The following is a 13,386-nucleotide window of genomic DNA, read 5'->3' as shown; positions in this document are numbered from 1 at the left end:
TCACAACCATCCACTACTGCTACTGTTCGCAACAAAACCAAAAAGGGGAACGACGAACAATGGCAAAGGTCATCAAAGGCGGAACCGTCATCACGGCTGACCGCACCTTTAAAGCCGATGTTCTCATCGAAGGCGAAAAGATTGTTGCTGTCGGCGACAATCTCTCCGGCGATGAAGTCATAGATGCATCCGGCTGTTATATCATGCCGGGTGGCATCGACCCGCACACCCATCTGCAAATGCCCTTCATGGGGACCTATTCTTCCGACGATTTCGATACTGGAACAGCGGCTGCCCTTTCTGGCGGGACGACGATGGTGGTCGATTTCGTGCTGCCGGATTCCGAAGGTAACCTGCTCGACGCGCTTCAGGAGTGGTTCCAGAAGGCTGGCAAGGCGCGCACCGATTATTCGTTCCACATGGCGATTACCGGCTGGAACGAGCGCACGTTCAACGAAATGGCCGAGGTGGTGAAGCGCGGCATCAACACCTTCAAACACTTCATGGCCTATAAGGGCGCGTTGATGGTGAATGATGACGAGATGTTCGCGTCGTTCCAGCGTTGTGCTGAACTGGGCGCCATGCCGCTCGTCCATGCTGAAAACGGCGATATCGTTGCGCAGCTGCAGGCTAAACTGATGGCCGAAGACAATGACGGACCGGAAGCCCATGCCTATTCGCGTCCGCCGGAAGTGGAGGGTGAAGCAACCAATCGCGCGATCATGATTGCCGATCAGGCAGGCGTTCCGCTCTATGTCGTGCATGTTTCCTGCGAACAGAGCCATGAAGCGATCCGCCGCGCCCGGCAAAAGGGTATGCGCGTGTTCGGCGAGCCGCTGATCCAGCATCTGACGCTGGACGAAAGCGAATATCATAACAAGGATTGGGATTATGCGGCACGCCGGGTAATGTCTCCGCCATTCCGTGACAAGGTCAATCAGGATAGTCTCTGGGCCGGTCTTGCGGCTGGAAGCCTGCAATGCGTTGCAACCGACCATTGCGCATTCACTACTGAACAGAAGCGATACGGCATCGGCAATTTCACCAAGATTCCGAATGGAACGGGTGGTCTGGAAGAACGTATGCCAGTGTTGTGGTCACGCGGCGTGCGCACTGGTCGCCTGACGCCAAATGAATTTGTTGCTGTCACCTCCACAAACATTGCCAAGATCTTGAACATCTATCCGCAGAAAGGCGCAGTGCTGCCGGGTGCTGACGCTGATCTTGTCATCTGGGATCCGGAGGCAACCAAGAAGGTTTCTGCAAAAACACAGCTTTCCTCGATTGATTACAACGTGTTCGAAGGTTTTGAGCTCAAGGGCCTGCCGAGGACGACGCTTTCACGCGGACGTATCGCTTTCGACAAGGGACACGTCACGGCAGAGCCAGGCGACGGGCGCTTCGTCGAGCGCGAGCCGAACGGTGCAGTCAATCGGGCACTGTCACAATGGAAGGAAATCGTTGCGCCGCGCAAGGTGGAACGCAGCGCCGAACATATGCCGATAGGGGTCTGAGACATGGCCATCGTCCAGCTTCGGGAACCGCGCATGAACTTGAATGACAGCATGGCCCCGGAGAGGGGCGAGGCAAATGCGCAGACAGTGATCGACATCAAAGACTTGTCGCTCGTCTTCGAGACGAATGACGGACCTGTCCATGCGCTGTCCAATATTGATCTTGCCGTCAAGCGCGGCGAGTTCGTTTCCTTCATCGGACCTTCGGGATGCGGCAAGACTACCTTGATGCGCGTCGTGGCCGATCTGGAGCAACCGACATCAGGTTCTGTCACGGTCAACGGCAAAACACCGGAGCAAGCCCGTCTGGACCGGTCCTATGGTTACGTATTTCAGGCGGCCGCTCTGTTTCCGTGGCGCACCATCGAAGACAATATCAGCCTGCCGCTGGAGATTATGGGGTTCTCCAAGGCAGAAAGGCGCGAGCGGATCGAAAAGAACCTCGCGCTCGTCAATCTCTCAGGCTTTGACAAAAAATATCCCTGGCAGCTTTCCGGCGGCATGCAACAGCGCGCATCGATAGCCCGCGCATTATCATTCGATCCTGATATGCTGCTGATGGACGAGCCCTTCGGCGCTCTGGACGAAATCGTGCGCGATCATCTCAACGAACAGCTTCTCAAGCTTTGGGCAGCAACCCGCAAAACAGTGATTTTCGTCACACACTCGATCCCGGAAGCGGTGTTTCTCTCAACCAAGATCGTTGTCATGAGCCCGCGCCCAGGCCGCATTCATGAAATCATCGATTGCGATCTTGGCCCGGACAGACCACTTGAAATCAGGGAGTCCGAAGCGTTCCTGAAAATTGCCCACCGCGTCCGTGAGGGTTTGCGTTTGGGACACATCCATGAATAAGGGCACTTTTCAACGGCATCGTGCTGGAGATCGTCCATGAAAGGCTTCCTGCACGACAGATTCATCCCCGTGGCGACTATACTCGCCGTCATTATTGCGCTTTGGTACGGCCTGGCGGCGGTACTCAACGCCCCGTTTGAGCGTGATCAGGCGACACGCGCAGGGACAGAAATCACCTTCTCGACGCTTGTTGCCAATACGATGCATCAGGACCGACCGGTCCTGCCCGCACCGCATCAGGTAGCTGAAGAAATCTGGAAAACCGTCTTCGGTGTCAAACCGAGTTCCAAGCGCAGCCTGATCTATCACGGATGGGTCACACTATCGTCCACCCTGCTCGGTTTTGTGCTTGGGTCGGCGCTGGGCGTTCTTCTCGCTGTAGGAATTGTTCATTCCCGCACACTCGACAAGAGCCTGATGCCATGGATCATCACCTCACAAACGATCCCGATCCTCGCCATCGCGCCGATGATTATCGTGGTCCTGAATGCCATTGGCATATCGGGCTTGCTGCCCAAAGCTATCATCTCCACCTATCTCTCTTTCTTTCCCGTGGCAGTGGGAATGGTGAAGGGGCTGAGATCGCCTGATGTGATGCATCTCGACCTCATGCGCACCTATAATGCATCAAGATCGCAGGTGTTCTGGAAACTGCGCTGGCCTGCGGCCATGCCATTCCTGTTCACATCGATGCAGATCGCCGTCGCGATCAGCCTCGTTGGCGCTATTGTCGGTGAATTGCCAACCGGTGCAGTTGCCGGTCTTGGTGCTCGGCTGCTTGCAGGCTCGTACTATGGCCAGACCGTGCAGATATGGGCAGCACTCGTTGCCGCTGCTCTGATGGCTGCGGTGCTGGTTGCGCTGATTGGCGTCGCGGCACAGCTTGTGAACCGACGCATGGGTGTAAAGCCGGAAAGGGCAGCCACATGATGACAGGCATCCTATCCGTCATAGCGCTAATAGCTGTTTCATGGCTGGTTGTGGGTTGGGTCGCAAGTCTCAAGACCCGTAACCCTTTGGGCCAAAAGCTTCTGGATATCGCAGTGCCAGCGCTCTTTGGCATCGCGATGTTATTGCTCTGGGAAGTAACCGTCCGGCTTTTCGCTATTCCTCAGGTTCTCCTTCCAGCACCATCAGCAATCTGGGCACGCATAACGGCGTCCGTACCAATTCTCTGGGCGGATTTCCGACAGACCTTTCTGAAGGCCGTCATCATCGGCTATGTGGCGGGATGCGGTCTCGGTTTCATAACCGCCATCATCGCCGACCGGATTCCATTCCTGCGTAAAGGGCTGTTACCGCTCGGCAATCTGGCTGCAGCACTTCCAATCGTGGGCGTCGCACCGATCATGGTGATGTGGTTTGGCTTCGACTGGCAATCGAAAGCAGCGGTCGTCATCATCATGACCTTCTTCCCTATGCTGGTGAACACGGTTGCGGGCCTTGCCAGTACCGGGGCAATGGAACGGGACATGATGGAAACCTACGGCTCAAGCTACTGGCAGACATTGTTCAAGCTGCGTCTTCCAGCGGCCATGCCGTTCATATTCAACGCTCTCAAGATCAATTCCACCCTCGCACTTATCGGAGCGATCGTGGCGGAGTTTTTCGGCACGCCGATTGTCGGCATGGGGTTCCGCATCTCTGCGGAAATCGGGCGCATGAATGTGGATATGGTTTGGGCTGAAATCTTTGTAGCTGCTCTTGCGGGATCGCTCTCTTATGGGCTGATCGCGCTGATCGAGCGCAGAATGACATTCTGGCACCCTTCATACAGGAGGGCATAAGCCTGAATAATTGGCATCTGCAAAAATAAGGCAGACCAAAGTGCATTCCGAAAAGTGGGAACCGGTTTTCGGGCAAAATGCGCGGCAATAAAAAGAACCAGAGGAGAACTGAAATGAAAAAGGCAATTTCTTTATGCCTTGGAACAGCCGGACTGGCGCTCGCGCTTATGAGCAGTTCGGCAATGGCAGCCGACAAGCTGACCTTGCAGCTCAAATGGGTGACGCAGGGGCAATTTGCCGGTTACTATGTAGCCAAGGACAAAGGCTTCTATGAGGAAGAAAATCTCGATGTCGATATCAAGCCGGGCGGACCGGACGTCGCTCCGCCGCAGGTGATTGCCGGTGGTGGCGCGGATGTTGTGGTTGACTGGATGCCGTCGGCGCTCGCGACCCGTGAAAAAGGCGTCCCGCTCGTCAACATCGCCCAGCCCTTCAAGAAGTCCGGCATGATGCTGACCTGCCGCAAGGATACTAACATCACCAAGCCGGAAGACTTCAAGGGTCGCACGCTCGGTGTCTGGTTCGGCGGCAATGAATACCCGTTCCTGTCATGGATGAGCCATCTGAAAATTCCGACCGAAGGCGGCAAGGATGGCGTGACCGTGCTCAAGCAGGGCTTCAACGTCGACCCGCTGATCCAGAAGCAGGCCGACTGCATTTCTACAATGACCTATAATGAATATTGGCAGGTGATTGATGCAGGCATTCCAGCCGATCAGCTTGTGGTCTTCCCATATGAAGAGCAAGGCGTCGCCACGCTGGAAGACGGTCTCTATGTGCTGGAAAAGAGCCTAGATGATCCGGCAATGGTCGACAAGCTCGCCCGTTTTGTCCGTGCCTCAATGAAGGGCTGGAAATACGCATCCGAGAACCCTGGAGAAGCAGCTGATATCATACTCGACAACGATGCTTCCGGTGCTCAGACCAAGGAAGTTCAGGAACGTATGGTCAAGGAAATCGGCAAGCTGGTTGACGGCTCCGATGGCACCCTTGATGTGGCGGCTGCCGACCGCACCGTGGAAACGCTTCTGGGCGGTGGCTCCGACCCCGTCATCACCAAGAAACCGGAAGGCGCGTGGACAGCCAAGATAACCGACGCCATGAAGAAGTGATCCCGTTCAAAACAGCAAAAAACCGGCCCCAAAAGGCCGGTTTCTTTTTGTTTATTCCGCCGGTTCAGCGGTGCCACCCTTTTGTGACTTCCCTTTAAGGGCGTAGTTCAGCTCTCTTTCGAGCCGTGCTTCCTCTTCGGCTTTGGGCTGCGTAAAGCGTCCCAGCAGCAGATAGGCGACCGGCGTTACATAAAGCGTAGCAATCGTTGCTAATCCAAGACCACCCACAATGACCCAGCCCAGAGCCACACGGGCTTCTGCGCCAGCGCCACTTGCCAAAACCAGCGGCACACCGCCAAGCACGGCGCAGATCATCGTCATGCAGACCGGGCGAAGACGAATGTTGGATGCTTCCTCGATTGCTTCTCGAACGCTCAAGCCCTTGTCACGCAATTGATCTGCGAATTCGACAATCAGGATACCATTCTTGGCCATGATGCCGACCAGAAGCACGAGACCGATCTGGCTGTAGACGTTCAGGCTCGTACCTGTGAGCAGCATCGCAAAAACCGCACAACCAAGCCCGAGAGGAACCGTCGCCATCACGATCAGCGCACTGACAAAGCTTTCAAACTGCGCTGCCAGCACCAGAAGAATGATGATGATGGCAAAACCGAACACCATTGCCAGGCCGCTTGATGTTTCGCTGAGCGTCGAAGCTTCCGCCAGCGGAATGATATGGCTTCCCGGAGGCAGCAAAGGTGCCGCGATTTCCTGTGCGACCTTATAGGCGTCCCCCAAAGCGAAATCGTCGCGCAGATTTGTCGTTATGGACACCGAGCGCTGGCGCGTCTCGCGATCAAGCTGCGGCGGAACCGCTTTCTCAACGACCGTAGCAATAGACGACATCGGCACATAACGACCGTCCGTCGTCTTCATGAATATGTTTTCAAGATCGGTCGGATCGTTGATCGGGTTGGTGGTGGCAACGAGTTTCACATCGAAACTGCGATCTCCGACATAAACCGATCCGATCTTGCGACCGTCGAGTACCGACTGCACAGCATTCGCAAGCCCTGTGATGTCGATACCAAGATCGGATGCTCGTTCGCGATTGATCTCGACGGAAAGCTGCGGCTGGGTCGGCTCGACGGACAGTCGCGGCTGCACGAACCGTGGATCCTTTTCCAGCGCGGCAACGACCGCCTGCGCGGCAGGCTGTAGCTTGGCATAATCGCTACCGACTATGGCAAACTGCAAACCGTTGCCCGCACCACGAATACCAAGGCTGTTCGGTTGGGTGGTAAAAATACGCACCGCCGTTATGCCTTTGATGCGCTGGGTAATGTCAGCCATGATTTCCTGCTGGCTGCGCGCGCGTTCCTTCCACGGTGCCAGCGTCAGGACAACAAAGCCGTTATTGGACGACCCGCCGGAACCTGCGATGGCATAAGTAGTAATGATTTCACCGCTATCGCGCAGAGGCTGGACGGCCTCCTCAATCTTGTCGAGCTGAGACTGGAGGAACTCCACACTGATGCCCTGCGGCCCATTGATACGCAGCAGTGCAACGGCACGATCTTCCGAGGGCGTCAGTTCCTGACGGATCAGACCGTAGCCGACAAAGGATGCGCCTGCGAAAAGCATTGCCACCAGCACAACAACGAATGGCGCCGACAGACAGATGTGCAGCGTCTTTTTATAGAAGGTCGCAAGCCCGCCGCCAATACGACGCAGGAAAAGCGGACCGTGGCCGCCGTCTTCGCCATTCCCTTCCTTGAGGAAGCGAGAGGCAAGCATGGGGCAAAGCGTCAACGCAACAACAGATGACAGAAGAACAGCAATTGCCAGCACGAAGCCGAATTCACGGAACAGACCACCCGCCTGCCCCGGCAGAAACGAAATTGGAACGAAGACTGCCGCCAAAGTCAGCGTCGTGGCAATAACGGCGAAGAAGACTTCCTGCGTGCCGAGGACTGCCGCAGCACGCGGCCCCATGCCCTGATTGCGTCGCCGGACAACGTTTTCCAACACAACAATGGCGTCATCGACCACGAGACCTGTGGCGAGCACCAAAGCCAGAAGGGTAAGAATATTGACCGAGAATCCTGCCAGATAGATGGCGGCGATCGTGCCGATCAAAGCGACAGGCATGGACAAGGCCGGGATGAGCGTTGCGCGTATATCCCAGAGGAACACGAAGATAATCGCCACAACGATGATCACTGACGCGATCAGTGCGATTTCCACCTCGTGGATAGCGCCATTGATGAAATTCGCATCGTCACTGGTAACGGCGATATTCACGCCCGCGGGCAAGGTTTTCTGCAAATTGGCGACCGCTGCCCGAATGCCCTCCGAGATATCGAGCGTATTCGACTGTGCCTGACGGACGATGCCGAGACCAATTGCCGTCTTGCCGTTGGACCGGACCGCCGAGCTTTCGATATCCGGCCCAAGCGTGACGGTAGCAACATCGCGGATCTGCGTGCGTCCGTTGATGTAGACGTTCTCGAAATCCTCAGGCTTTTCCAGATTGGCCGTGGCACGGACAACGATGGACTGATCGGCGCTACGCAAAGAACCGGCAGGGGCGTCCAGCCCCATGGAAGAAAGCGCCGTAGAAATATCCGCAATGGTCAGACCATAGCTCGCAAGGCGCGCCTGATTGATATCGATGCGGAATATCTTGTCGCGGTCACCGTTGATCTGGACGTCAGCCACGCCCGGAACCGCGGAGAGGATATCCTGTATCTGGTCTTCGACCAGCACCGTCATGTCATCGACAGACATGGTGTCGGACGTAACCGCCAGACGCATCACGGGATCAGCGTTGGAATCGGCCTTGATGATGCGCGACGGGTCCGCTTCTTCCGGCACGTCATTGGCGACACGGGAAATCGCATCGCGCATGTCGGCGGCGGCAACGTTGAGGTCTACACCATCGTTGAACTCCACCGTGACGCGGCTGCGTTCAAACGACGATGTTGAAGAAATAGATTTTACGCCCGAAACGCGCGCGACAGCGTTTTCGAGAACCTGTGTCAACTGACGGTCAATAGTTTCAGCGGATGCACCACTGAAATCCGTGCTGATTGTCACCACAGGCCGGTCAACGTCCGGCAGTTCGCGAATATCGACGCCTGTGAAAGCAGCAAGACCCGCGACGACAATCAGAACGTTGATAACGAAAGCAAAAACTGGACGACGGATGAAAAGCGCCGTCGATCCGCCGCTACTGGATGAGGAATTGTGACCGGTCACGCGTTTACCCTCATCCTGCAGTACGTGTTATCGAAACAGGATCAGCCAGTGCCGTACCCTGCTCGTCCTTTACACGTACCGGCGCATCATCGCGCACGGTTTGAACACCTTGCGTAACGATCATGTCGCCCTGCTTCACCGGACCATCGATGAGAATGTTGGTTGAATTGCGCTGAACGATACGCGCGACAATTCTCTTGGCGACACCGTCCTCAACACGCCACACATAGGAACCGTCAGCCCCCCATTGAATGGCCAGCGGGTCGACCGAAGGATAGCGATCACCCGGAAAGAGAACCGTGACGGAGAACGACATGCCCGCGCGCAGACGATCCTGCGTGTTCGGCACTTCTGCGCGAACATGCAGCGTACGGCTGGCTTCATCCAGCATATTGTCAACCGCGTTGATCTCGCCGCTATAGGTCTCACCCGGGAAAGCGGTCGATTCCGCTGTCAACGGCTGGCCAACCTTGATTTGCGGTGCGAAGCGTTCTGGCACCCATATATCGATCAGCACTTTCGACCGGTCATCGATACGACCGATGGAAGTCTGTGCGGTAATGTAGTTACCCACATTGACAGGAAGAATACCAACAATACCGGAGATTGGCGCACGAACCGTGCGACGGCTCAAGGCGAGCTGCGCGTCCTGCAAAGCAAGCTGCGCATTGGCGACCGCCAGCTCAGTCTCAACCACCTGAACTTCAGTTGCGGTGTTCGTCGCTCGCAATTTTGCAATGCGCTGGCGTGTCGTCTGCGCATCCTTCAACGCCGTCTCGGCCTTAGCGACAGCGATCTTTTCCGTCTCGGCGTCAAGTTCGGCAATCGAGTCGCCTTCCTTCACGCTATCGCCCGCCTTGACGTAAAGCTTCGTCATGTAACCGCTGGAGTACGGGGTTATCGACACGGTGCTGAGAGCCCGTGCCGAACCGATAGCCGTCAAACGGTTGTTGATGGTCTCTTCGCCGGCGGCCTCGACAACAACGAGTGGTGCGGATCGCCCGCCTTCGCCTTTCGGCGCTTCCTCGCCCGTTGCTGCGGTCTTCACCACATCATTCTTGTTCTTATAGGCATACCAGCCGCCAACGGCAGCCGCAGCTATGAGCAGGCACAAGGCAATCTGCTTCCAGGATTTCATTCAGCTCTCCGGCAAGGCCTACCGTCACCTGACGGCCCTCGTTTTCGAAACCAATTTGTCGGGCGCGGAAAATGCCAGCAAATAGTATCAGAATGATGATTGCCTTCACATTGCGCAAATCATGCAACCCATCAGGATGCATGGATTTTTCCAACCAAGACTTTGCACGCACGATCTCAAGGCGTCGAGTTAAATTTCGGTAATACTGCTCGCAGAGATCCCGGGAGCGGGTGCGTTCTTAACCGATTGAACAAAGGCTGTTGGATTTATCGATCGGCTCCATATATAGGAGGCTACCTTTATGTATTGCGTTTCGATGGCACACAGGTTGAGGCACTGCGGCGATTAGGCCGGTTCACCTCGCGTTGGAAGCACAGGCTATGGCGGTTGTTGAAAAGACCACAGATACGGGCACGCCTTCCCCTGAAGCGGCCTCCCAAACTGCGACCACGGAACGGCTCTCGTCAACCCAGTTCACACGTTTACCCTGGCGAAACCGGCTTTCGAGCAAGCTATTGCTCTTGACCGCACTTGCCGTGCTGATCACCGAAGTTCTGATCTTCGTCCCGTCTGTTGCCAATATGCGCGTGCGCTGGATGAGTTCGAGACTTGATACGGTGGGCGCGGTCAGCGAGGTTCTCGCCGCAGGCGGCGATATGGATGTGCCGCGTGACATTCAGGACAAGGTACTTCTGGCAACCGGTACGAAAGCCATAGCCATGCGTGAAGCCGGTGCTTCGCGTCTGCTCGCCATGTCGGAAGTACCCGGCAAGATTGACCAGGTCATTGATCTCAACAATATCAGCGAAGCAGCTGCCATATGGGACGCATTCGGAACCTTGTTCAACGGCGGAGACAGAACGCTACGAATCTATGGTTCGGTTTCGCCATCCAGTTCTCCGGGACGTATTATTGAAATCGTGACCTCGGATGCACCCCTCCGACACGCTATGCTCGTCTATGCGCGCAACGTGACTTTTATCTCGCTCATCATTTCAGTCATAGCGGCGAGCCTGATTTACCTGATCATTCACGAAATGCTGTTGCGGCCGGTGCGTATCATGCATCGCAACATGATCGATTTCGCCTCATCCCCTGACAATCCCGCGCTGATCCTTGTGCCAGAAAACCGCAAGGACGAATTCGGCGTGGCCCAGCGTCAGATATCGCATATTCAGAGCGACCTTCAGAGAACGCTCAAAGAACAGAAACATCTCGCCGATCTTGGCCTCGCCGTCTCCAAAATCAACCACGACATGCGCAATATTCTGGCCTCAGCGCAGTTGATGTCTGACCGGCTTGCCGATACCGAAGACCCAATGGTGCAGCGGTTTGCACCCAAACTTATCCGCACTCTCAGCCGCGCGATCAGCTATTCCGAAAGCGTCATGGCCTATGGTCGCTCGCAAGAAGCACCACCGCGCCCGCGTCGCGTTCTGCTGCACACAATTATCGCTGACGTTCAGGAAACCCTGAGCCCCAGGTCAGAAAGCAGCGTTGAGTTCGAGAATCTTGTCCCGGAGGATTTCGAACTCAATGTCGATTCAGAGCAGTTGTTCCGCGTGCTGAGCAATCTTTGCCGGAATTCTGTGCAAGCCATGGAGCGTGATCAGAGCATTGATGACGCGACCGTCAAGCGACTCACGATTTCTGCCGGAAGAATCGGGACGATGGCAATCATCGGTGTCGAGGACACCGGCCCCGGTTTGCCACAAAAAGCACGCGACAATCTTTTCACGGCTTTCAAGGGATCGACACGCAGTGACGGCACTGGTCTTGGGCTTGCCATCGCGCAAGAACTGATCCGCGCGCATGGTGGGACAATCGAGCTTCGAGAAGACCGCCCAGTTGGGGCACATTTCGAGATTCGCATCCCCGATTTGCCGATGCAACGCGGAGACCGGAGCCCCCAACGGGCAGAGGAAAGTGTTTAAGCAATCTACCGTTGTGCCAACTTTGAACGAAAAGCCCGGAAATGTGGGGCCTGACAAGAAATCTTCACAGAACCACATTTTTTTCTAAGAAGACGCTTGCATTTAGCGATCCGTCCGATTATCAACCGCCCATCGCCGCAGCGAGCGGCACACAGGCAAGCACCCGTAGCTCAGCTGGATAGAGCACCAGACTACGAATCTGGGGGTCAGAGGTTCGAATCCTTTCGGGTGCGCCATTTTTCTCGATACTATCAGCTGTCACGTAATTTAGCCTTTTGACAGAAATAACCTGTTGTCAATTGTCACTTAACTTGGGTTCGTTGATCACTAGCTGCCTTTAAGCTGGGGTTGCTGATTTTTCTCACGATTTCAACTGCGCGCGTCCAAAACTGTGACCAAGCGTGGGTGCTAAGGTTTCGTCAACACTCGTGTTAGCTTCCGACCTCGTTCCAGACACCAGCGCCAGTCGCTGGGAATATCCGCTTCACTGCAGGCTAGTTGGGGCCGAACGGGGACAGGAAGGCGCTACACCGTGGCTGCCCTCGAAGGGCGCTACCCGCCAGTAAGCGGCTACTTCCTCGAGGCCGTGCGAGCGTACCTTGTGAACCATAAAAGGCTCTTTCGATTCTATCGGGAGGAGAAGCTGACAGTACGGAAGCGTGGCGGTCGGAAGCGAGCGATAGGCACACGTGCACCGACCACATTCTGTTCTCGGCTGGCTGACACCTGCCAAGTTCGCTCAGACTATCGACCCGCGACGCGATGCGGTACTGCGCAGCCGAAATGGGTCCGCACCGCAACCCGCCGCTACCGCCCAAATACAGCAACCCAAAACCGCTGGAGCGAACTCAAAACTGGATAAAACCTGGGGGCAGGTCAAAGGTCACAATGAACATCTGTTCACCAGCGATCAACACGCTCGCCAAATCATCGAAGAATGGGGAAGCTACTACAACCGTAGTTGTCCGCATACGAGCCGTGGCGGCTTGCCCCTTATGAGTTTGCAACCCGGTCCACAAACGACCAAAACCTGAACAGAACTAATTTCTAATCGCGGACATCAAGGGGAGCAGGTCATCTGGGGCGCAGCATTCTCCATGTCAACGGAAATAAGCCGGTCCTTTTCCTGACGTGAGAAGATGTAGATAAATTTCCAGAAAAGCCGGGTGATTGAGCGCGGTTTCGCGTCCAAATATTTCTGGCCTGAGAAATGTTCTACTTCCGACATCTTGGCAATATCGCGCATGGATTCTGACGTAGGGACCATTATTCTCTCGTTCATGATCTTGCCATTTTTTAGGTTTCCCTAATATATAACTTGATCATCTATCTAACAACGGCACAGGCAGCTTGCTATTAAAGCTAGCCCAGCATGCTCGTTGGTTTGGGAAGGAGAAATATGTCGAATAGGAAATTGGAGACCGACAGAACGTCACCTCTAGGTGCTGAACGCGACATATCAACTGACGTCCAGGCAGAAAATGCCACACTGAACGCAACCGTCGATCTGCTTTTAAACAAGCTTTCGAAAATCGAAGCGGCCTACAGCGACGAGCTTACTCGGGCTATCGATCGGGCAGACACGCAAGAGCGGCGCGCTAACCAGGCGATCGCGCGCTTGCAACAGTTTGAACTCAGCGAAGCATGGCGCATTGTGTCAGCACTGAACACTAGGTTGAACCGATTCCCGAAACTGCGCATCACACTTTTGAGGGCGGCGAAGGTAGCTCATTGGACTACAACTGGTCAGCTTCGGGCGAAATATCGACAGTACAAGCTGGTGCGTCAGTTTGAAAAGAGTGCTCTGCTCCCTTAAAACTGGACCGTTTATAATGAGAGTTT

At 55.3% G+C, this 13,386-nt stretch carries 10 protein-coding genes, 1 tRNA gene and 2 pseudogenes; 10 read left to right on the top strand and 3 right to left on the bottom strand.

Annotated features, from left to right (window positions below; all coding sequences use genetic code 11):
* Positions 1–59 precede the first annotated feature (59 nt).
* From hydA to CES86_RS14555, 5 genes are all read left to right on the top strand, one after another.
* A complete protein-coding gene (hydA, locus tag CES86_RS14575) occupies positions 60–1,514 on the top strand; it encodes a dihydropyrimidinase (protein ID WP_094514763.1) in 1,455 nt (484 codons plus the stop codon).
* 33 nt (positions 1,515–1,547) lie between these two features.
* The gene (locus CES86_RS14570) at positions 1,548–2,369 is read left to right on the top strand and encodes an ABC transporter ATP-binding protein (RefSeq protein ID WP_080574579.1); all 822 of its coding nucleotides are present in this window, start codon (positions 1,548–1,550) and stop codon (positions 2,367–2,369) included.
* Between the two features lie 36 nt (positions 2,370–2,405).
* Positions 2,406–3,299 carry an ABC transporter permease gene (locus tag CES86_RS14565; RefSeq protein WP_010658168.1) on the top strand — a complete coding sequence of 298 codons (894 nt, stop codon included), beginning with the start codon at positions 2,406–2,408 and terminating at the stop codon, positions 3,297–3,299.
* On the top strand, positions 3,296–4,156 hold the full coding sequence (locus tag CES86_RS14560; RefSeq protein WP_010658167.1) for an ABC transporter permease: 861 nt from the start codon (positions 3,296–3,298) through the stop codon (positions 4,154–4,156). Before CES86_RS14565 ends, CES86_RS14560 begins: the two co-directional genes overlap by 4 nt.
* A gap of 113 nt (positions 4,157–4,269) precedes the next feature.
* Positions 4,270–5,268: an ABC transporter substrate-binding protein gene (locus CES86_RS14555; protein ID WP_010658166.1), complete on the top strand. Its 999-nt coding sequence runs from the start codon at positions 4,270–4,272 to the stop codon at positions 5,266–5,268.
* 51 nt (positions 5,269–5,319) lie between these two features.
* Here CES86_RS14555 and CES86_RS14550 read toward each other — a convergent pair whose 3' ends face one another.
* On the bottom strand, positions 5,320–8,472 hold the full coding sequence (locus CES86_RS14550; RefSeq protein ID WP_010658165.1) for an efflux RND transporter permease subunit: 3,153 nt from the start codon (positions 8,470–8,472) through the stop codon (positions 5,320–5,322).
* A gap of 10 nt (positions 8,473–8,482) precedes the next feature.
* The gene (locus CES86_RS14545; RefSeq protein ID WP_010658164.1) at positions 8,483–9,610 is read right to left on the bottom strand and encodes an efflux RND transporter periplasmic adaptor subunit; all 1,128 of its coding nucleotides are present in this window, start codon (positions 9,608–9,610) and stop codon (positions 8,483–8,485) included.
* Positions 9,611–9,990: 380 nt separating this feature from the next.
* Here CES86_RS14545 and CES86_RS14540 point away from each other — a divergent pair, with 380 nt between their 5' ends.
* The 4 genes and pseudogenes from CES86_RS14540 (at position 9,991) to CES86_RS28290 (ending at position 12,595) form a co-directional block, all read left to right on the top strand.
* Positions 9,991–11,544: a sensor histidine kinase gene (locus tag CES86_RS14540; RefSeq protein WP_029925795.1), complete on the top strand. Its 1,554-nt coding sequence runs from the start codon at positions 9,991–9,993 to the stop codon at positions 11,542–11,544.
* 159 nt (positions 11,545–11,703) lie between these two features.
* Positions 11,704–11,780, top strand: a tRNA-Arg gene (locus tag CES86_RS14535).
* Positions 11,781–12,239: 459 nt separating this feature from the next.
* Positions 12,240–12,406 (top strand): annotated as a pseudogene (locus CES86_RS28295) (IS3 family transposase); the annotation flags it as partial.
* Positions 12,363–12,595 (top strand): annotated as a pseudogene (locus tag CES86_RS28290) (integrase core domain-containing protein). The pseudogenes CES86_RS28295 and CES86_RS28290, both read left to right, overlap by 44 nt.
* Before the next feature lie 9 nt (positions 12,596–12,604).
* Here the strand turns inward: CES86_RS28290 and CES86_RS14520 are convergent.
* Positions 12,605–12,811, bottom strand: a complete 207-nt coding sequence (locus CES86_RS14520) for a hypothetical protein (protein WP_143851084.1) — start codon at positions 12,809–12,811, stop codon at positions 12,605–12,607.
* Between the two features lie 132 nt (positions 12,812–12,943).
* Between CES86_RS14520 and CES86_RS14515 the strand changes: the two genes are divergently transcribed.
* Entirely contained in the window at positions 12,944–13,360 is a 417-nt protein-coding gene (locus CES86_RS14515) for a hypothetical protein (RefSeq protein WP_094514758.1), read from the top strand.
* Positions 13,361–13,386 lie beyond the last annotated feature (26 nt).

The organism is Brucella lupini, assembly GCF_002252535.1.
GTDB lineage: Bacteria > Pseudomonadota > Alphaproteobacteria > Rhizobiales > Rhizobiaceae > Brucella > Brucella anthropi.
The sequence above is the reverse complement of the archived record's forward strand: the minus strand, read 5'-3'. Positions and strand labels throughout refer to the sequence as shown.

Bases quoted from the DNA above. Each gene is read 5' to 3' on its own strand.
- CES86_RS14555 (WP_010658166.1), top strand. From the start codon at position 4,270: ATGAAAAAGGCAATTTCTTTATGCCTTGGAACAGCCGGACTGGCGCTC.
- hydA (WP_094514763.1), top strand. From the start codon at position 60: ATGGCAAAGGTCATCAAAGGCGGAACCGTCATCACGGCTGACCGCACC.
- CES86_RS14540 (WP_029925795.1), top strand. From the start codon at position 9,991: ATGGCGGTTGTTGAAAAGACCACAGATACGGGCACGCCTTCCCCTGAA.
- CES86_RS14520 (WP_143851084.1), bottom strand. From the start codon at position 12,811: ATGGTCCCTACGTCAGAATCCATGCGCGATATTGCCAAGATGTCGGAA.
- CES86_RS14560 (WP_010658167.1), top strand. From the start codon at position 3,296: ATGATGACAGGCATCCTATCCGTCATAGCGCTAATAGCTGTTTCATGG.
- CES86_RS14545 (WP_010658164.1), bottom strand. From the start codon at position 9,610: ATGAAATCCTGGAAGCAGATTGCCTTGTGCCTGCTCATAGCTGCGGCT.
- CES86_RS14565 (WP_010658168.1), top strand. From the start codon at position 2,406: ATGAAAGGCTTCCTGCACGACAGATTCATCCCCGTGGCGACTATACTC.
- CES86_RS14570 (WP_080574579.1), top strand. From the start codon at position 1,548: ATGAACTTGAATGACAGCATGGCCCCGGAGAGGGGCGAGGCAAATGCG.
- CES86_RS14515 (WP_094514758.1), top strand. From the start codon at position 12,944: ATGTCGAATAGGAAATTGGAGACCGACAGAACGTCACCTCTAGGTGCT.